Annotated in this window: 19 protein-coding genes; 13 read left to right on the forward strand and 6 right to left on the reverse strand. The window is 39.9% G+C overall.

Translation table 11 applies throughout. From position 1 onward, the window contains the following. Positions 1-131: 131 nt before the first annotated feature. Positions 132-461, forward strand: a complete 330-nt coding sequence (locus DSM106972_RS02970) for an SH3 domain-containing protein (protein WP_127078658.1) — start codon at positions 132-134, stop codon at positions 459-461. On the opposite strand, the gene DSM106972_RS02975 is transcribed toward DSM106972_RS02970, so the two are convergent. Together DSM106972_RS02975 and DSM106972_RS02980 are read right to left on the reverse strand one after the other, a co-directional pair. Then, the gene (locus DSM106972_RS02975) at positions 458-931 is read right to left on the reverse strand and encodes a DUF4079 domain-containing protein (RefSeq protein ID WP_127078660.1); all 474 of its coding nucleotides are present in this window, start codon (positions 929-931) and stop codon (positions 458-460) included. The genes DSM106972_RS02970 and DSM106972_RS02975 overlap by 4 nt on opposite strands. 134 nt (positions 932-1,065) lie before the next feature. Further along, positions 1,066-1,437 (reverse strand): DUF1830 domain-containing protein, encoded by a 372-nt coding sequence (locus tag DSM106972_RS02980; protein ID WP_127078662.1) that lies wholly within the window; start codon positions 1,435-1,437, stop codon positions 1,066-1,068. 278 nt (positions 1,438-1,715) lie between these two features. Here DSM106972_RS02980 and DSM106972_RS54730 point away from each other — a divergent pair, with 278 nt between their 5' ends. The 6 genes from DSM106972_RS54730 to DSM106972_RS03005 all read left to right on the forward strand — a co-directional run bounded on the left by DSM106972_RS54730 (position 1,716) and on the right by DSM106972_RS03005 (position 7,871). After that, on the forward strand, positions 1,716-1,847 hold the full coding sequence (locus DSM106972_RS54730; protein ID WP_267901045.1) for a hypothetical protein: 132 nt from the start codon (positions 1,716-1,718) through the stop codon (positions 1,845-1,847). 90 nt (positions 1,848-1,937) lie between these two features. After that, positions 1,938-3,530, forward strand: a complete 1,593-nt coding sequence (locus tag DSM106972_RS02985) for a photosystem II high light acclimation radical SAM protein (RefSeq protein WP_127078664.1) — start codon at positions 1,938-1,940, stop codon at positions 3,528-3,530. A gap of 357 nt (positions 3,531-3,887) precedes the next feature. Then, positions 3,888-4,115: a hypothetical protein gene (locus DSM106972_RS02990; protein WP_201800665.1), complete on the forward strand. Its 228-nt coding sequence runs from the start codon at positions 3,888-3,890 to the stop codon at positions 4,113-4,115. A 444-nt stretch (positions 4,116-4,559) separates the two neighbouring features. Beyond that, a complete protein-coding gene (locus DSM106972_RS02995; RefSeq protein WP_127078668.1) occupies positions 4,560-5,936 on the forward strand; it encodes a DICT sensory domain-containing protein in 1,377 nt (458 codons plus the stop codon). Between the two features lie 7 nt (positions 5,937-5,943). Further along, complete coding sequence (locus DSM106972_RS03000; protein WP_127078670.1) at positions 5,944-6,576, forward strand: pentapeptide repeat-containing protein; 633 nt, start codon at positions 5,944-5,946, stop codon at positions 6,574-6,576. Between the two features lie 212 nt (positions 6,577-6,788). Then, positions 6,789-7,871: a WG repeat-containing protein gene (locus DSM106972_RS03005; protein WP_158632755.1), complete on the forward strand. Its 1,083-nt coding sequence runs from the start codon at positions 6,789-6,791 to the stop codon at positions 7,869-7,871. On the opposite strand, the gene DSM106972_RS03010 is transcribed toward DSM106972_RS03005, so the two are convergent. Together DSM106972_RS03010 and clpS are read right to left on the reverse strand one after the other, a co-directional pair. Then, positions 7,866-8,681, reverse strand: a complete 816-nt coding sequence (locus DSM106972_RS03010; RefSeq protein ID WP_127078674.1) for a type II CAAX endopeptidase family protein — start codon at positions 8,679-8,681, stop codon at positions 7,866-7,868. The two genes, DSM106972_RS03005 and DSM106972_RS03010, sit on opposite strands and share 6 nt — an antisense overlap. A gap of 52 nt (positions 8,682-8,733) precedes the next feature. Then, a complete protein-coding gene (clpS, locus tag DSM106972_RS03015) occupies positions 8,734-9,015 on the reverse strand; it encodes an ATP-dependent Clp protease adapter ClpS (protein ID WP_073619352.1) in 282 nt (93 codons plus the stop codon). A 208-nt stretch (positions 9,016-9,223) separates the two neighbouring features. Here clpS and DSM106972_RS03020 point away from each other — a divergent pair, with 208 nt between their 5' ends. Continuing rightward, positions 9,224-9,577, forward strand: a complete 354-nt coding sequence (locus DSM106972_RS03020) for a hypothetical protein (RefSeq protein ID WP_127078676.1) — start codon at positions 9,224-9,226, stop codon at positions 9,575-9,577. Positions 9,578-9,713: 136 nt separating this feature from the next. On the opposite strand, the gene DSM106972_RS03025 is transcribed toward DSM106972_RS03020, so the two are convergent. Further along, a complete protein-coding gene (locus DSM106972_RS03025; protein ID WP_073619354.1) occupies positions 9,714-9,908 on the reverse strand; it encodes a hypothetical protein in 195 nt (64 codons plus the stop codon). A 514-nt stretch (positions 9,909-10,422) separates the two neighbouring features. Here DSM106972_RS03025 and DSM106972_RS03030 point away from each other — a divergent pair. From DSM106972_RS03030 to DSM106972_RS03050, 5 genes are all read left to right on the forward strand, one after another. Next, a complete protein-coding gene (locus DSM106972_RS03030; RefSeq protein WP_019493938.1) occupies positions 10,423-10,752 on the forward strand; it encodes an STAS domain-containing protein in 330 nt (109 codons plus the stop codon). Between the two features lie 168 nt (positions 10,753-10,920). Beyond that, on the forward strand, positions 10,921-13,503 hold the full coding sequence (locus DSM106972_RS03035; RefSeq protein WP_127078678.1) for a TIGR03960 family B12-binding radical SAM protein: 2,583 nt from the start codon (positions 10,921-10,923) through the stop codon (positions 13,501-13,503). Between the two features lie 136 nt (positions 13,504-13,639). Continuing rightward, positions 13,640-14,014 carry a hypothetical protein gene (locus tag DSM106972_RS03040; RefSeq protein WP_127078680.1) on the forward strand — a complete coding sequence of 125 codons (375 nt, stop codon included), beginning with the start codon at positions 13,640-13,642 and terminating at the stop codon, positions 14,012-14,014. Between the two features lie 274 nt (positions 14,015-14,288). After that, entirely contained in the window at positions 14,289-16,463 is a 2,175-nt protein-coding gene (rne, locus tag DSM106972_RS03045; RefSeq protein WP_127078683.1) for a ribonuclease E, read from the forward strand. A 26-nt stretch (positions 16,464-16,489) separates the two neighbouring features. Continuing rightward, positions 16,490-17,161, forward strand: a complete 672-nt coding sequence (locus DSM106972_RS03050) for a ribonuclease HII (protein ID WP_127078685.1) — start codon at positions 16,490-16,492, stop codon at positions 17,159-17,161. Here DSM106972_RS03050 and DSM106972_RS03055 read toward each other — a convergent pair. After that, positions 17,147-17,728 carry a DUF1997 domain-containing protein gene (locus DSM106972_RS03055; protein WP_127078687.1) on the reverse strand — a complete coding sequence of 194 codons (582 nt, stop codon included), beginning with the start codon at positions 17,726-17,728 and terminating at the stop codon, positions 17,147-17,149. The genes DSM106972_RS03050 and DSM106972_RS03055 overlap by 15 nt on opposite strands. Between the last annotated feature and the right edge of the window lie 100 nt (positions 17,729-17,828).

Below are 17,828 nucleotides of genomic sequence, written 5' to 3' on the forward strand. Positions count from 1 at the left end.
ATATCGTAACGACTTTGCTGTAACTGCCTATTGATTATGAGTTTTTTATGGCTTCAGCAAAACTTTATTCGTAATTTTAATTACTTTTTTTTAATAGAAGCCGGGTTTCTTATATCAAATATATAAAATATATGTTTTCTAAATTAATAATAGGCGCCTTAATATTGACATCAACATTACCAGCAAGTGCCTCCAAGGGGCCGGGAATGGGGCGTACTACAAGCTTTGCATCACGCATCCAAGGTTCAGCAACAGTATGTACTAACCGTGACACTGGTAGTTTGTTTCTACGTACTGGCCCCGGACAAAATTATGAGCAAATTCGAGAAATTCCCAATGGTGAAGAAGTTTCATTAAAGGGTGGGGAATATGCCCAAGATAGTAAATGGTGGTGGCATGTTTCCTATAAGGGTAAACTTGGATGGGCGCCTGCTAGTTTCTTGTGTGGTGACTCTCGTTAGGGTAAATATTTTTGTACTACATCCCAACCAGTCACAGAAACCCAGACAAAGCCAACAAATAAAATAAAATTGGTGCCTATATGTAAAGGTCTTGCCCAGTGATGCTTGGCGCCAATTTGAGTTGCACTAAAAGCAGAAATTAATACTAAAAACACTACTATTAGTCCAGCGACTAGGTGCGAAGAATGTCCAAGCGTTCCAAAGTGTCCTAGTGTGCCAACTATACCAATTGCTAAAAGTAATAGCACAAGCGCTACCATACAGGCGCCCATTACATAATGAAATAAACGCATACCCCCTGCTTTATCAGTAAATATATTACTAAAAGCATTGCTAAATGGGGAGTTTTGTGCTGTGCGAGTGTAAAACATCCACGCACCCGATACTGCCAGAAAAAAATAAGCCAGTACGGATAACCCCATTGACCAAGCAGCGATTTTCCACAACCAAATAAACGAAGGCAAATTCATGTGTAAGGGCGGGTTAACTAAAATGTTTCACTACTTACCAGGATATAACTGAACCCGTCGATACTAAATAAAATAGGGTTGCTTAAGGATAGCAACCCATCATTTTTGAAAATCATTTTTAAAACAACTTGATGCTAAACAAGCGCTTTTAAAGGTTTTGCTGTTTCTTCAGGTTTTGTTAAAATTGGTGGTACATTTGTTTTGTTATTGATAGTGCTATCAACAGGTTGTGAGTCACTACCATCAACTGCGTCATCAAAAGAAAGACTATTACATGGGATGTTATCCGATAAAATAGCGCTTGCCATCATTCCCGTGTGAATTTCTAAGTGAGCTTCACGTGGTGCCTCAAAAACTAGTCTTTGTCCAGGAAAGACAACTCTTTCAAAGTACCAGTTCGGAACATCACTAATGCGTGCCACTTGCATTTTACTAGTGGCATTGACGTAGCAGCAGAGAATTTTTCCAGGCTGCTCAGGTGGTAAGGAGTCTAATATTTGAGCCATAATCGCGCTCGATGCTTTACGCCACAATTTTACATTACACCTGTCAAGCTAACACTGGGTGATCCCCACATGCTGTAACTGTGAATACCAACTTAAATTTTCTACGACATATCTACCTAAAGACATGCATTACACGTAAAGAACTGTCTTAAGTAGAAGTATATTTATGAAATTTTCGTAAAAATATATGCCTTTTCCGCAATTATACACTATATGTTACAGATTTTTAAGCAATGTAAAAAGCACTTTCAATACATTGAATTTACCTATTTGAACCATTGAGTGTAGCAAGTATTGAGTCACGATTAGTTCTAATGTCTCTGGGTGTAGCAGTAAGCGCGACTGTACCTAACTTTTATTGGTTGATGTACGCAGCAATCGCGATTAATAATCGGCGCCGGGTCGATTAGTCAATTAAGATAGAAGTATGCGACATAAATCAAAATATATTTACACTTTTATATAAGATTACTCACTTTATCCTCATTACCCACGGCAAGATGGAAGTTAAAACCCAGCAACATACATCCGAGCGAATACTTTACGTTCGCCTTCCTTGTAACCCCATCTTCCCCATTGGGGTTGTTTATCTATCAGACCACGTTCACAAGCAGTTTCCCAATATCGAACAGCGGATTTTTGACTTAGGTACTGTACCACCTTTGGATTACACCTCGGCGTTAGACCGCTGTATTGATGAATTTAAACCGACTTTGCTCGTGTTTTCATGGCGGGATATTCAAATTTATGCTCCAGTCGGTGGACGTGGTGGCAACCCACTCCAAAACGCCTTTGAATTTTACTATGCTAAAAATCCGTTTATCAAATTACGCGGCGCCTTGGGTGGTTTACGAATTTTTATCGCTTACTACGTCGAGTTATGGCGTAACCTCGGACTCGTTAAGCGCGGGTTAAAGCTAGCACAGCGATATCATACCGAAGCCAGAGCTATGGTCGGTGGTGGCGCCGTTAGTGTATTCTATGAACAACTTAATAAAAGTCTACCAAATGGAACAATTGTTTCGGTTGGTGAAGGTGAAACACTACTTAGTAAATTATTAAGTGGTGGAGAGTTCCGCGACGAGAGATGTTACGTTGTTGGAGAACAGGCGCCTAGAAACCGTTTAATTCACGAACAACCAACTCCACTCGAAAAAACAGCTTGCAATTACGACTATATAGAAAGCATCTGGCCTGAGTTTAACTACTACTTGTCAGAGAAAGACTTTTATATTGGTGTTCAAACCAAACGCGGTTGTCCACATAACTGCTGTTATTGCGTGTACACCGTGGTTGAAGGTAAACAAGTACGTATCAACCCAGCAGACGAAGTAGTAGCGGAAATGCGTCAGCTATATAACAGAGGAGTTCGTAACTTCTGGTTTACCGATGCTCAATTTATTCCTGCACGTAGATTTATCGATGATGCAATTGAGTTACTACAGAAAATCGTTGACTCTGGAATGACCGATATTAATTGGGCAGCATACATTCGCGCGGATAATGTTACACCTGAATTATCGGACTTGATGGTCAAGACTGGGATGAACTATTTTGAAATTGGTATAACTAGTGGTTCCCAAGAACTCGTGCGGAAAATGCGAATGGGTTACAACCTACGTACAGTTCTACAAAACTGTCGCGACTTAAAAGCTGCTGGTTTCAATGACCTAGTATCAGTCAACTACTCATTCAACGTCATTGACGAACGTCCCGAAACAATTCGTCAAACCATTGCATATCATCGTGAACTCGAAAGAATATTTGGCGCCGATAAAGTCGAACCGGCTATATTCTTTATTGGTTTACAACCTCATACCCACTTAGAAGAATATGCTTTCAAGGAAAATATTCTTCAACCAGGTTACGACCCCATGAGCTTAATGCCGTGGACAGCCAAGAAACTACTGTGGAACCCCGAACCGCTTGGTTCCTTCTTTGGTGAAGTTTGCTTACAAGCTTGGAACCGTAACCCCAACGACTTCGGACGCGAAGTTATGAAAATTCTAGAAGAACGCTTAGGATGTGCCCCTCTAGAAGAAGCATTATCGGCACCTATCGAGAACAAACAAAAACAACTAGTAGGCGTTTAATCGTAAATGTAGAGACGTGTAAACCGGAGGTTTTCCCGCAGGGATTTATCACGTCTCTATTAATTATTTGCGTTTAAATTTGTAATACAAGGAGTTAAAAATATTCCACCACATAGGTTCGCTTTCTTAAAACTATCTGAAATTCTCAAGCTAAAAAAAGGTAGTATTAGGCAAGTTGAACTACCTGAAAATGCACCTAGTTAGGATGAATTGAGTGATACAACTTGGGAACAAATAGAAGATGGTGCAGAAGCCAATCTAGCAGGTTTTAGGACAATTCGTAAATTACTAAGTGATAAAATGTTTGATAGATGAATAGTAATGGATTTATAAAGCTAACCAATTTTCGATTGGCAGTTGGAAAGATATAAAATACACTATGCATTAGCTCATCACCGGGAAGAAGCGATAATGGTAATGGTGGCAATTCCAGGACAACGTTGGGAAATAGAGTTTTTTAATGATGGTTCTATCGAAGTAGAAAGGTTTATAAGTAGTAGTAATGGAATTGAGAGAGAAACTATTTTGAATGAATTGTTTGCTGCCTATATTGATAATACAGAAATTTTAACTGTAATAAATTGAGTCGGAAATATCTTCTTTAGCGTGTTTCCTTAGTAAGTAGTCGATATACTCACTGACTTCTTTACCAAATAGTCTGGCATTTGGGTTATTTTCGCGATAGTTTTATTATGAATATTCATGTTTAGCTAGGCATTTAAGCTTGATATTATAATTGATTAGAGTATTGTATCTACTTTATAGATGTGGTACTTTATGTAATTAATTTTGCTGGGTAGGCTAGTATTAACTTCTTTTTTATCTTCTCTTTGTGCCCTTTGTGACGAGCGTGCTTTAAAAAATTATATCTACTGCACAGGCTAGAAGCCTGTGCTACAAGTCGTCAAAATTAATTGCATCAAACGGCAACAGGCTAAGTATATATAAGATTGTTTGATTAGTAAAGAACGTTTATAGTTATCTATATACATCCCAGGCGCCCCCGTAAAGGTTATTTTTACTACCACCATGCTCGAAGGCTCTATTTTACAAAAACTTGAAGCGAATCATCGTCATAGTAAACGACCGATACGATTCGGTGTGTATTTTAAAAACACCTTAGTTTCGCTATGTCATGCTCTAGAAGACCATATATTAAACGATAAAAGCAAACCTTTAATAATTACAGCTTTCCAGCGGGGTAAGTGGTACCTGCAAGAAGCCGAACGATATGCAGATATTACCAAAAACGCTGGACATGTTGTAATTATGGCGGCGCCTGATAGCGGATGGAATTCCCATTCCACAAGCCAACTACCTAATCTTGACTTAGTATCACTCGACAGCAAAGACCCAGTATCAGAGGAATGGCACTTAATTATTCTTTCTTCTAAATACACAGCAATGGTTCTTTGTCAAGAACTTTCTGAGTCAGATTATGGAGTAGCGGGAGTTCCTCAAAACGATTTGGAAAGGAAATTTTACGGGTTGTGGACATTCGAGCCAGAATTAGTCAAAGAAACTGCCAAGGTAGCAATTTCTCATATAAATAGCTATGACCCCGAACTAGGACAAAAGTTATTTGAATATCAAAACGCAATTCAGACACACCCAGCTACACCCGAAGATTTAAATGCAGTTGTCTCGCGCGTCGTTGACTATTTACAAGCAGAGCAAAAAAATACAAAAGTACAACTTTTAGACAATAACTTGGTGTCCAACGAAATCCAAGCGTTTCTACGGATGGCGCAAATAATGGACTTCTCGGATATTACAAACCCAATGGCAGCATCCGAAGTTGTGGCACTCGCTGAAACAATGGGGCAATTACTCGATTTACCAGCATGGCAAATTAAGCGTTTGCGTCTTGCTGCTTTACTACATCGTATCGACCCATTGCAACGTGCCCAAAGTGAATTAGCAACAAGCTTTCATCGCTACCAAGAAGATGCACCAAGTTGTCCCCTGACTTGCCCACTAGTACCTGGCGCCCAAGTATTACGAACAATGCCAAGGTTACGTGCCATAGCTCAAATTATCGCCCATCAAACCGAATGGTGGAATGGTACTGGTGAACCAGCAGGGTTAATAGGGGATGAAATTCCTTTAGAATCAAGAATTTTGGCTTTATTATCAGACTTTCAGTTGAGAATAAATCATAAAAAATCTATTGATGGTATAAATACGCAAGAGATATTTACTCAAGCACTAGAAGAATGTAGCCAGCAACAATCAACACGGTTTGACCCAAAATTAATCGAAGCTCTAACCTTACTAGTTATGGGTTTACAACAAGGACTCGAAATACCTTTATTGGCACCAAAAACCAGTGCTGGCATGTGGTTGCTCGATTCTCGTTTAGAAAGTGAAAATAAAGCAAGCCAAGAAATAATTTCTCGTATATAAATCGCAAATGAATATAGAAGCAATTCGTAACGGCACACTCAAAAATGTATCGGGTAGTGATTTAGAAGACGAGGATTTATCGAATCTAGATTTAACGCGCATTTCTTTAATGGGCGCCACTTTAGTAGGAGTTAACTTTCAAAATTCTAAACTCGAAGGTGGGCACTTAGAAGGAGCAAATTTAATGGGCGCCAACCTTAAGCAAACCGACTTACGGGCAAACTTAATGGGCGCCAATTTAATGCAAGCCGACTTAACAGGTGCTGACTTGCGTGGTAGCAATTTACGCGGTGCAAATTTAATGAGTGCTAGACTCACCGATGTATCACTTGCAGGTGCATTTCTAAGTGGCGCCAACCTCATGAACGTCAACTTACAAGGGGTAGACCTACGTGGTGCAGATTTGCGCGGTGTAAACCTTACAGGCGCCAACCTAAAAGGTGCAGACGTAAGCCGTGCAGATTTACAAGGCGCCAATTTAAATGAAGCCAACCTTGAAGAAGCAGACCTGCGTGGAGCAAACCTAGCAGGAGCAAATCTAACTGGCGCCAACTTACTTTGTGCCGAACTCGAAGGTACCAATCTAAACGGCGCCAACCTAGATAAAGCATGCCTTACCGGAACATTAGCCCAAAAATAAATTATCCATCTTGTGTAATCAATTCATGTGGAATGGGCATCCTTGCCCGTTTCAAATATAAGGGCGGGCAAGGATGCCCACCCCACAAGAGTCAAGAAAACATTTAAATTCGACTAAAGTAATAAAAAGTACATACATATATACGAAAAATTACTCAAATAATTTTGTTAAACCTTGTGCCAAGCTAGATATATATTTAATAGATGTATATCATGGCACTGTTTTACAAGCAATTACTACTTAAATCATTTCAGCTAGGGGTTACAGGATTTATCGCTACTACTGTTCCCCTGATAACTTTATCATCTACATTGGCGAATACTCCTATCTCGTTCGAGACGAAAGCGCAAGACCAAGGCAGAAAAATTCCCTTTTACCGTATACCAGCAAGATTCTACAACGGTTCGCAGTTCTCTGAAGGTTTGGCGCCTGTCCGTATTGGCAACAAGTACGGTTTTATTAACAAAAGGGGTAGACTCGTTATTCAAGCTAATTTTGAAGAGGTGTTAGATTTTTCTGAAGGTTTGGCAGCAGTCAAGCTGGACTCTAAATGGGGTTATATAAATAGAGAAGGTAGATTTAAGATTTTACCGCAACTTGAGCAGCCCGATTTTTTTAGTGATGGACTTGTGTCTGTAAAAGTTGGTGATAAGTACGGATTTATTAATCGGCAAGGTAAAGTTGTTATTCAACCGCAGTTCGATGAAGTTAACTCTGGGTTTGAGGGTGGTTTAGCTGCTGTTAAGTTAGATGACAAATACGGTTATATAAATAAACAGGGTCAATTTGCAATTAAGGCACAGTTTGAAGGCGCCTTTTTATTCAAAAATGGTTTAGCGGCGGTAAAATCTGGTGGGAAGTGGGGATTTATCAATAAAAGCGGTAAGTTTGTTATTCAACCGCAGTTTGATGAGGCAAATTTCTTTCGCGATGAACTAACACCTGTCAAGATGGGCGAGAAGTATGGTTTTATTAATAAACAGGGTAAGTTTGTAATTGCCGCTAAGTTTGATGGCGCCTCTGAGTTTAGAGATGATTTAGCAAAAATTAAAGTTGGCGATAAATATGGCTACATAAACCGTGAAGGTAAAATTATTATAGAACCAACGTTTGAAGATGCTACTGCTTTCAGTGAAGGGTTAGCTCAAGTTAAGGTCGGCGCCAAGTGGGGTTATATCAATAAAGGTGGTCAATTAGTCATTGAACCACAGTTTGATGAAGTTCGCCGTTTTTCTGAAGGAGTGGCGAATGTTTGTGTCAGTGGGAAATGTGGTTTTATTCGTAATCCTTTATAATCGAGCGCGCATTCGTAACGCTAATACTACTAAAAAACTTAACCCAATTATACCTGCTAGGGGATTATCGTTTACTCCTGTCACCCATACTGGCACGGCGCCTGTATATGTAATTAATTTTCCGACATTAATAACGTACCATCCCCAAATTAACCCAGCATGAATACCTATTGCTAATCCTAAACGTCCGTTACAACTACGTTTTGCCCATATACATATTAATGCTAGGAGCAATAAACCTAAAAATTGTGGTGATGTACGAATTATTTCTGGTATCGGTTTTATAAAGTGCGATACAGGAAATATTATTGCAACTGCCCAAAGGACTATGTTTGGTTTATAGTCGCGTTCTAATTCGTCGTATAAAAAACCACGAAAGAATAATTCCTCTGCTATCCCTGTTCCAAATGCTGTGGGTATGGCTTCAATAATAAATCTCAATACGTAAGAATTCGCTTGGCGCCATTCTAACCAACCTAATATTCCTTGCACAAGGAATAATAACTCAATACTTATTAACCCTATCGCCAAACCCCGCAATAGCTCAAACCCGTTTTTTTTGGAAAACTCTAAACCTACATGTTTATATATTCTTGGCTGTTGATGTACTTTTGTACTCCAATATGGCAAAAATATAAAAAATTCGATTGCTAATAGCCCCATTGTTAAAATAGTGACTAAATTAGCATCGCGTACTAGTAAGTATATTGGCGCCGCAACAGGTAGCCAAACTATTGCTAAACATACCAAAAACCCAGTAATTCGCACTGGGGCAGAATATTTAGCTAACCAACTTATATTAATTTTCATGCTTATCTTGTGGAACAGGCATAGAAAGCCTGTCCCTTAACTTGTCCCTTGACTACTCATCTGGCTCTATAGTACTAGTCAACCCATGACCTTTTAAAGTTTCACAATAAAACTCGGCGTGTTCTAACGCGCAGGTAATGACCAAAGCAAGACCGTTGGTGTGTGCTTCCATCATTATGCTAACAGCTTGCGGTTGTGTGAGACCCGGTACTGTAGTTATGAGCGATTGCACTACGTGTTCCATTGAGTTGAAATCGTCGTTGTGAAGCAAGACGCGGTATCGAGGCGCCAGCTTCCGGGTAGTTGAAGGTTTTTCAATGGTTTCTACTGACACAGTTCTAAGAATCGTTTATTCAAATACTACAAATGAGACTCTATACGGGGAAAGCTTAACACTTGTTTACTTATTTTAGCGTACTCAATAGCGAATGCTCTCGAAGGTTGAAATTATTACGCCTATGGGCTGATATGCACGATATAATGGTAATCGTCAATACTAAAGTGCTTTTGATTGGTATTTTGGCATACGTAACTAGGTATATATGAATAAGAACCTAGATTTTCAAACAGGACAAATTTTATTTTTACAATGCGGTCAAGAGCGCTTATATACTGAACTCATTCAAATTGTGAAAGAGCGTCAGCTAGGTTGGGTGCGTCCTTTATTGCTCGCTGACTTTGATATTGAACCCCCTCAAGTTACCGATTTACGCTCGAGTTCCGATTTACTCTGGTCAATAAATTTATTTCAACCTGCTTTGGATGTTGAGGTGATTTCCTTTTTCAGCGAAATTTTTGCTAAAGAATCTCAGCTAAACCTCGAAATTACAGCAAAACAACGACTTCATAGTTTTATTCAACGCCTCTGGAATCAACATGATTCTCCAAGGTCATAATTATACCATTAAATTTCTAAATCAAAAATATAAATTAATTTTACATTAAAACAAATAATTTAAAAACCCTTCACAAATAGCGTGAAGGGTTTCGTTTTTGGTTATCCATGACGCTCATATTAACTTACACAACAACTTAGTAGCTAGCTACCAACTTAATTCGACCCGCATCCATCTCAGCCATAAGCAATTCTAATGCTTCATAATCTACATCCGAAATATAACCCATCTCTGTTAATTCGTAATTAATCTCGTTTTCTATCTCTGGGGTGAGTTTTTTAATATTCAGAGCTTGTTCTACCAATTGACGAATCGCGTACTTCGTTCTCATTTTCGCACAATCCTAATTCTTATGTTAGTTATTATCCCAGGCACGGCTTTGTATAAAAAGTGATAGAGGTGTATGCCCATCTGTGATTTTAATCACAACAGGTACCTTGTTAATTTTGAGGTTCATATGTAATATCAAATGTGGTATTTTATTGAAGGCTCATCTGTCTTAAGAGTGAAATATTTGTTTTTTATGCTTTAAGCTTAGTTCATAAAGCTAATAAATGAATTCCATTATCATAACTAATGACTTGCTGTATACGCCATTAAATAAAGGTTAAGGTCAAGTAAATAAACTCTGCTGTGTAAAATTTAATCAATAATTTTCTGATAAAAGTATAATTAAATACAGAATGATTTGAGGTTTTGGTAATCTTTAAGCGTTAGGGGTTATTAAATAAAGATTCGGCAAAGAGATGTAATACGAATGGTCGATGCGATGAAAAAAGGTTTATGGTCAAATACATCTATCTTTAAAGTATGAGTGCTTTAAATTAGGTAATAAGGATTTAAATATGCAAGCAGTACTTAGTAATCGCAAGTTGTCCGTAATTCGTCCCCAAGGTAGCTTGAACGCAGCTAACGCTCTAGAGTTTGAACGCGATTTAACAGCAGCTTTGAGACAAGACGAATATGGCGCCATGCTGGTTAACCTAGCATCAGTAGAGTCGATGGATAGCGCAGGGTTGATGGCTTTAGTTTCTGCCCTCAAGGTTGCTCAAGCGACCAATAAGCGATTCAGCATTTGCGCTTGTTCTCCCGCATTACGTATTATTTTTGAATTAACTCAGCTTGATGGTGTATTTGAAATATTGGCAGACGAAACTGCATTGACAAGCGTGTAATTCCTTGTAGGATTAAGTAAACGCTTTTGTTCAATCGCAGCTTAGAGAGTACCAAATACACCAACGCCCAGTTACTAGGATTATATTTGAGACATCTCGAAAACCCTAATAAATGCTATGTTGGAGGTGGTATAGCTGTAAATTAAAGTACGAGTAAGATAGCATAACGTGGCTTTCGCAGTACAAGAATTAATAACTTCGGATATTCTTAAACCAGCCCGATACCTCGGTAACGAGTTGGGAGCAATACACAAACCCTGGCATTCAGCCAATGTTCGCTTTTGTCTCACCTATCCAGAAATCTATGAAGTTGGCGCCTCAAATTTAGGACATATTATCCTATACAACATTTTGAACGCCCAACCTCGCATCCTTTGCGACCGCGCTTATTTACCAGCACCAGACTTAGCAGCAAAATTACGTCAAACCCAAACGCCGTTGTTTGCTGTCGAGTCTAAACGGTCGCTCGTTGACTTTGATATTCTTGGTTTTAGTCTTAGTTACGAACTAGGCGCCACGAATATTCTCGAAATGCTTGACTTGGCAGGTATCCCTCTAACTTCAAGCGAACGAGATAACGGAAATTACCCAATAATTTTTGCTGGTGGACAAACCGCAACGTCGAATCCAGAACCATATACGGATTTCTTCGATTTTATTGCCCTTGGCGATGGCGAAGAACTGTTACCCGAAATTGGCATGGTTCTGGAAGAAGGCAAAGCGCAAAATCTCAATCGTGAAGAATTATTACTAGACCTTGCTCAAATACCTGGTGTATACGTACCCAGATTTTATGAGCAAGTAGAGTCAGGTTCGGTACGTGCTTTAAGTCCAGATGTGCCGACACGAATTTTACGCCGAGTTGCTACCCCAATTCCTGCGTACTCAATTGGACTTGTGCCCTACGTTGAAACTGTTCACGACCGTTTAACTATCGAAATTCGTCGTGGCTGTACAAGGGGATGTCGATTTTGTCAACCAGGAATGCTTACCCGTCCTGCGCGCGATGTTGAACCATCGAAGGTAGTAGAAGCGATTGAAAAGGGGATGCGCTTCACAGGTTATAATGAATTTTCTTTACTATCACTAAGCTGTTCTGATTATCTTTCTTTGCCCGCAGTTGGGATGGAAATAAGAAACCGCTTAAAGGATGAAAATATCTCGCTTTCTTTACCAAGCCAACGGGTAGACAGGTTTGATGAAAATATCGCTAATATACTGGGTGGAACTCGGCAAAGTGGTTTAACTTTTGCCCCAGAAGCTGGCACTCAGCGAATGCGCGATATCGTTAATAAAGGTCTCACTAACGAAGAACTTTTACGTGGCATCAAAACAGCTTGGGAAAAAGGCTGGGATAAAATTAAGCTTTATTTTATGATTGGCTTACCAGGCGAAACTGATGCTGATGTAGTTGGTATCGTTGAAACTGTGGCTTGGCTACAACGCGAGTGTCGAGGTAAAGGTAGAAAGCCTATACAGTTCAACTTAACTATTTCTAATTTCACTCCTAAACCTCATACTCCATTTCAATGGCATTCAGTTGCGACCGCCGAATTTGAGCGTAAGCAAAAGCTTTTACGTCAAGAATTTCGTCGTTTGCGCGGTATAAAAGTAAATTATACTGATGTTCGCCTCTCTGCTATGGAAGATTTTATTGGTAGAGGAGACCGTAGCTTAGGTAAAGTTTTACTACGAGCATGGCAATTAGGCGCCGGCATGGACTCATGGTACGAAAGTGTTGAACGTGCGTTTGCTGCCTGGAGTCAAGCAATTACCGAAGCCAATTTGTCTTGGAAGTATCGCCAAGTTGAAAATGGTGAATGGAATGTGATGGAATGTCAAAATTCTGATACACTTCTTTCTGTTGCTTTTCCTTGGGACCATATCGATACTGGTATCGATAAAAAATGGTTGGTTGAGGATTTACAGCGTGCAATGGAAGCTGCTACAGTTCCAGACTGTTCTTTTGCTTCCTGTTCTCATTGTGGCGTTTGCAGTACCGACTTTGGTCATAATATAGTAATCAAACCTTTAGAATGCCCGACTTTTGATGGACAATTTGTTCCCAATACAAACAAAGTGCAACGTTTGCGGCTTTGGTTTGGTAAAGTTGGGAATATGGCATTGGTAAGTCATTTAGATTTAATGCGTCTAATCGACCGTGTGGTTCGTCGAGCTTGTTTACCAGTTGCATTTACTGGTGGTTTTCATCCTTTACCTCGAATTTCTCTCGCTAGTGCTTTACCATTAGGCGCCACTAGTAATGGTGAAATCGTTGATTTTGAATTAACGCAACCTGTTGATGTAGAGGATTTTAAAACTAAACTCTCTGAAGTACTGCCCAGTGATATACCTATATATAAAGTCGTTGAAATCGACTTAAAGGCGCCTGCTGCTGCTGCTCTATTACAAACTGCTGAGTATTTAATTACTGTGGCAACCGAAAAAGATATATCCTTTTCAACGTTGAGTGAAGCACTTAACGCAATTAAGTCAAGAGCAGAAATTTGGTACGAACAAATAACCAAGTCAGGCAAACACCAACAAATTAATCTACGTGAACGTTTGTTAGATTTAGAACTAATTGATACAAACGTCGGTAATAATGTCGCCACTTTGCGATATGTTGGTAGTTGTCGTAACGATGGTATGCTGTTGCGTCCTGAACATGTTCTGTTTATGCTAGAGCAAGTTACTAGTGACGAATATCAATTACAGCACATTCATCGTCTTGGTCTTGGCTTGGAATAGTGGTACTATTACTAAATTAATTTGAAAGAATTGATTTTTGACAAGGTTGCGTTAGAATGATATGAAGAGGAATTTTCTGGCGCTGCATGTGAGAACCGCTGATTCGTTACCCTGATATCAGGGGAGCTTGCGTTATATGAACTTGGAGTGTCTATCGCACGGATTTTTTCCCAGACAAAGTTGTGTAAAGAGCAAAAACACTCAAGTACCGCGAGTAGAAGGGCGAATCAGTTTTCCTAATCGTAGGCTTCGTCAGAAATTTCTAGCTATCTTTTTTAATGCAGTCGCAAGCGCAAACGCCCTCCGAACGGTTACTTCGACACTTTACGTTATCGAAGTGCAGACTCTATTACATTTTGTAACGAGTTTTGTAAATTGGGCAACCAACATACTAATTAAGTTGCTTTTAACTTTAGGTTTCGGCTCAAAGATTTTTGCTTTTCGCACGACTGTATATCGAGCAGAACTTTTAGAATGTAATCATGTAGATGAAGCATTGTATCAAAATTGACCAAGGACGAATGATTTTTATTGCTTAATTTATGTCAGCCGTTCTGGAACGTTTATTCTTAATATAGGGCGATACTCCTACTCTTGCTTACATGAAAGTGACCTCATAATGAACGAGGAGTGTGGAGTTCGTCCAGATCGATAATTCCTTTAATGTATAGCGATACGAGCTTGAATAAAGCAGTATAAATTACAAGTAGTTCAGACCGTGTTCGTTGAAGTTATCGGCTGATTAACCTCCAGAATTTGTGCTGCGGTTTTTTTGAGGAAATTGAATGCCAAAACAAATTATTATAGCCGAGCAGCATCAAATAGCTGCTGTCTTTTCTGAAGACCAGATACAAGAGCTTGTTGTTGCTACAGGACATCACCAAATTGGTGATATTTACTTAGGTGTTGTAGAAAATGTATTACCTGGTATTGATGCAGCTTTCGTCAATATTGGGGATCCAGAACGAAATGGATTTATTCACGTTACAGACTTGGGTCCATTACGATTAAAGCGGGCAGCCTCAGCAATTACCGAGTTGTTGACGCCACAGCAGAAAGTCTTGGTGCAGGTAATGAAAGAACCTACAGGCACCAAAGGACCACGTTTAACAGGAAATATTACACTTCCTGGTCGTTATGTAGTATTGATGCCTTATGGTAGAGGCGTAAATTTATCGCGTCGTATCCGTAATGAAAACGAGCGTAACCGCTTGCGGGCACTAGCGATTTTAATCAAACCTGCGGGAATGGGTTTGTTAGTTCGTACCGAAGCTGAAGGCAAACCAGAAGAAGCAATAATCGAAGATTTAGAATCACTACAAAAACAGTGGGAAGCTATTCAGCTTGAAGCTGGGGGCACGCGCGCTCCTGCTTTGCTTAATCGCGATGATGACTTTATTCAGCGTGTGCTTCGCGATATGTACGGCGCCGATGTCAATCGTATTGTCGTTGATTCGAGTACCGGGTTAAAACGAGTTAAGCAATATTTACAAAACTGGAGTGGAGGTCAAACTCCTCAAGGTTTGTTAATTGACCATCACCGCGACCGAACCGCCATTTTAGAATACTTCCGTGTTAATGCGGCGATTAAAGAAGCTCTTCGACCAAGAGTTGATTTACCTTCAGGTGGCTATATTATTATTGAGCCAACCGAAGCATTAACAGTTATAGACGTAAACTCTGGCTCGTTTACACGTTCGGCGACTGCTCGCGAAACCGTATTATGGACGAATTGCGAAGCTGCAACCGAAATCGCTCGTCAATTACGCTTACGTAATATTGCTGGTGTAATTGTAGTGGATTTCATCGATATGGAATCACGGCGTGACCAGCTTCAAGTTCTTGAACACTTTAATAAAGCACTAAAAGCTGATAAAGCGCGTCCGCAAATTGCTCAATTAACTGAGTTAGGCTTAGTCGAACTAACACGTAAACGTCAGGGTCAAAACGTATACGAACTATTTGGACATACTTGTCCGACTTGTGGCGGTTTAGGGCATATTGTGCAGTTACCAGGAGACAGCGAACCACGCATAGCACCACCTGGACCAACGGAAGTACCCGACCGTTTTGTGGCATCAACACCAATTCGAGAAACTCGAATGCCTGCGGCAAGAGTCGCTGAACCAAGAGACAGCTATGAAGGATTTTCTGAATCATCGTTCGAGCAAGAATCAGAATATGGTTCTGTAGGTTTAAATCATCCTAGCTATCACGAAATTGGCGATAAAAATCGTCGTGTTAGGCGCCGTCAGCGAATTGGTGTTCCAGGAGCAAACGGAAATACCGAACCGCGTATGCCAAGTAGTCCCATGTCATATACTTCGGACTCAGACATGGACATCGAACCAGATGGAGAAATGGACAATAATCCTGGACTTCCATCACCAATTGGTTCAAAACCTCATTGGGCAGAACGAGGTGAGCGTAAGATATCAAAGCTTGACCCAATTAAGCCAGTAGTCGAACCGCCAGAAATTGTCTCGGTCGAAATGAATCCTGATGAGCAGGATGTTTATGCGTTGATGGGAGTTTCACCATTAATACGTCTCAACCGCGAAGTTAAAAATCAAAAATCGGTAATTGTCAACGTTACCCTACCTGGACAAGTACCCTCAACATCTAATTATGAAGTTGAGGCGCCTCCAACAACTTCTACAACACCTTTACCTAGACCTAGGGTTGAGCGTGTTGAGCGTGTTGAGCGTATTCAACCAATTGATAACTCACCAGAACCTTGGGGTGAACCAGTAGTTGAACCAGTTTCTACACCTGCTCCAATACCAAGGAAAGTGGTGCCACCAATACAATCTGCACCATCTGTACCATCTGTACAACCTGTACAACCGCCACCAGTACAAACCGCTCAACCTAGTTATAACGATGATGCAGCGAACGAAATTACTACCCGTCGTCGGCGCCGTCGTTCTTCTGCAACAGATAGTGACTCAGATTATTAGCGAATAATTAATTTGGCGAAATATTTATGGCAACGCGACTCGACACAACAAATTCATCACCCAATGGTATTAGCTGGCTAGAATTATCTATGCCTGAAAGCGAAATTCAAAGAGCAGGTGTTGATGAAGTTGGTCGAGGCGCCTTATTTGGCCCAGTCGTGGCGGCAGCAGTTATACTACCAAACAGTGCTTTGCCACAATTAGTTACGAATCAAATCAATGACAGTAAAAAATTATCGCTTAGTAAAAGAAAGCTGCTAGCAGAGCAAATTTGTGCTGTTTGTACCGATTGGAAAATTGGTTACGCAACAAGTGCTCAAATTGACCAAGTAAATATATTACAGGCATCTTTACTTGCCATGAAGCGGGCTGTACTTAAACTTTCAGTCCAGCCGGATATGTGTTTGATTGATGGTAATCAAATGGTACCCGGATTACCTATGCCACAACAAACTATTATTAAAGGTGATTCTACATCTATCGCTATTGCTGCTGCCAGCATCGTTGCAAAAGTATGGCGCGATGATTTAATATTGCGACTAGCTACTAAATACCCAATGTATGACTTAATACATAATAAAGGTTATGGTAGTCGGCGCCATTTACTCGCGTTACAAGAATATGGCGCCTCGCGTTTGCACCGCAAATCTTTCTCACCTTGCCAATTGCAATTACAATTAAAATTATTCGATATTTAATATTGGTAATTCATTGGGTAAAATTGAAAGGTTTTGTTCTGGTAATTTTAGCCAATTAGAGTAATCAGCGAGTAGCTGATGTAGCAATCTTTGTTTAACGGTTAGTAACACGCTTTTTAATAAACTATTACCTGTTGTCTCTAAAATAGGTTTAGGAGTAAAGCAAAATGGGGGTGGAAAGTCTACTTCTACCTGCAAATCGGCTCGTCCTATCAGTCGAGTACTTTCTTTGATTTGTTCTGGCACTAAAAATCCTTGCAATGAGAGTGAAAAACGCTGGTTAATATACTCAAAACCAAGAATTTCACAAGCGACAGATTGAACCCTAATAGTACCATTTGATTCAGCCCATACTCTCATGTCTACGGTAGGTTGAACACTAAGTGACATAAAAGTTAAAGGACGCATTCTTAAGCGAAATACTTCTTCTGAAATTTGTTGAATGCGGGTTGGGTCTACCAAGGCATTAACTAAGCGTCGAGGTTGACGTAGGTAATGCTGAATGGGTACAGGCTGCTCTGGAACACCGATTTCAACTGATTGAGAGGCAGTAAACTTAGTAGCCATGAGCTTTTTTATACCTTATTTGATAATTATAATATTTTTTACTGACACAATTTGGCGCTTGTGCAAACGCAAATATTCTTTACATTAAAAAACAATCTGC

The organism is Dulcicalothrix desertica PCC 7102, from assembly GCF_003991905.1.
GTDB lineage: Bacteria > Cyanobacteriota > Cyanobacteriia > Cyanobacteriales > Nostocaceae > Dulcicalothrix > Dulcicalothrix desertica.

Bases quoted from the DNA above. Each gene is read 5' to 3' on its own strand.
- DSM106972_RS02970 (WP_127078658.1), top strand. From the start codon at position 132: ATGTTTTCTAAATTAATAATAGGCGCCTTAATATTGACATCAACATTA.
- DSM106972_RS02975 (WP_127078660.1), bottom strand. From the start codon at position 931: ATGAATTTGCCTTCGTTTATTTGGTTGTGGAAAATCGCTGCTTGGTCA.
- DSM106972_RS02980 (WP_127078662.1), bottom strand. From the start codon at position 1,437: ATGGCTCAAATATTAGACTCCTTACCACCTGAGCAGCCTGGAAAAATT.
- DSM106972_RS02985 (WP_127078664.1), top strand. From the start codon at position 1,938: ATGGAAGTTAAAACCCAGCAACATACATCCGAGCGAATACTTTACGTT.
- DSM106972_RS02995 (WP_127078668.1), top strand. From the start codon at position 4,560: ATGCTCGAAGGCTCTATTTTACAAAAACTTGAAGCGAATCATCGTCAT.
- DSM106972_RS03000 (WP_127078670.1), top strand. From the start codon at position 5,944: ATGAATATAGAAGCAATTCGTAACGGCACACTCAAAAATGTATCGGGT.
- DSM106972_RS03005 (WP_158632755.1), top strand. From the start codon at position 6,789: ATGGCACTGTTTTACAAGCAATTACTACTTAAATCATTTCAGCTAGGG.
- DSM106972_RS03010 (WP_127078674.1), bottom strand. From the start codon at position 8,681: ATGAAAATTAATATAAGTTGGTTAGCTAAATATTCTGCCCCAGTGCGA.
- DSM106972_RS03020 (WP_127078676.1), top strand. From the start codon at position 9,224: ATGAATAAGAACCTAGATTTTCAAACAGGACAAATTTTATTTTTACAA.
- DSM106972_RS03025 (WP_073619354.1), bottom strand. From the start codon at position 9,908: ATGAGAACGAAGTACGCGATTCGTCAATTGGTAGAACAAGCTCTGAAT.
- DSM106972_RS03030 (WP_019493938.1), top strand. From the start codon at position 10,423: ATGCAAGCAGTACTTAGTAATCGCAAGTTGTCCGTAATTCGTCCCCAA.
- DSM106972_RS03040 (WP_127078680.1), top strand. From the start codon at position 13,640: ATGAACTTGGAGTGTCTATCGCACGGATTTTTTCCCAGACAAAGTTGT.
- rne (WP_127078683.1), top strand. From the start codon at position 14,289: ATGCCAAAACAAATTATTATAGCCGAGCAGCATCAAATAGCTGCTGTC.
- DSM106972_RS03050 (WP_127078685.1), top strand. From the start codon at position 16,490: ATGGCAACGCGACTCGACACAACAAATTCATCACCCAATGGTATTAGC.
- DSM106972_RS03055 (WP_127078687.1), bottom strand. From the start codon at position 17,728: ATGGCTACTAAGTTTACTGCCTCTCAATCAGTTGAAATCGGTGTTCCA.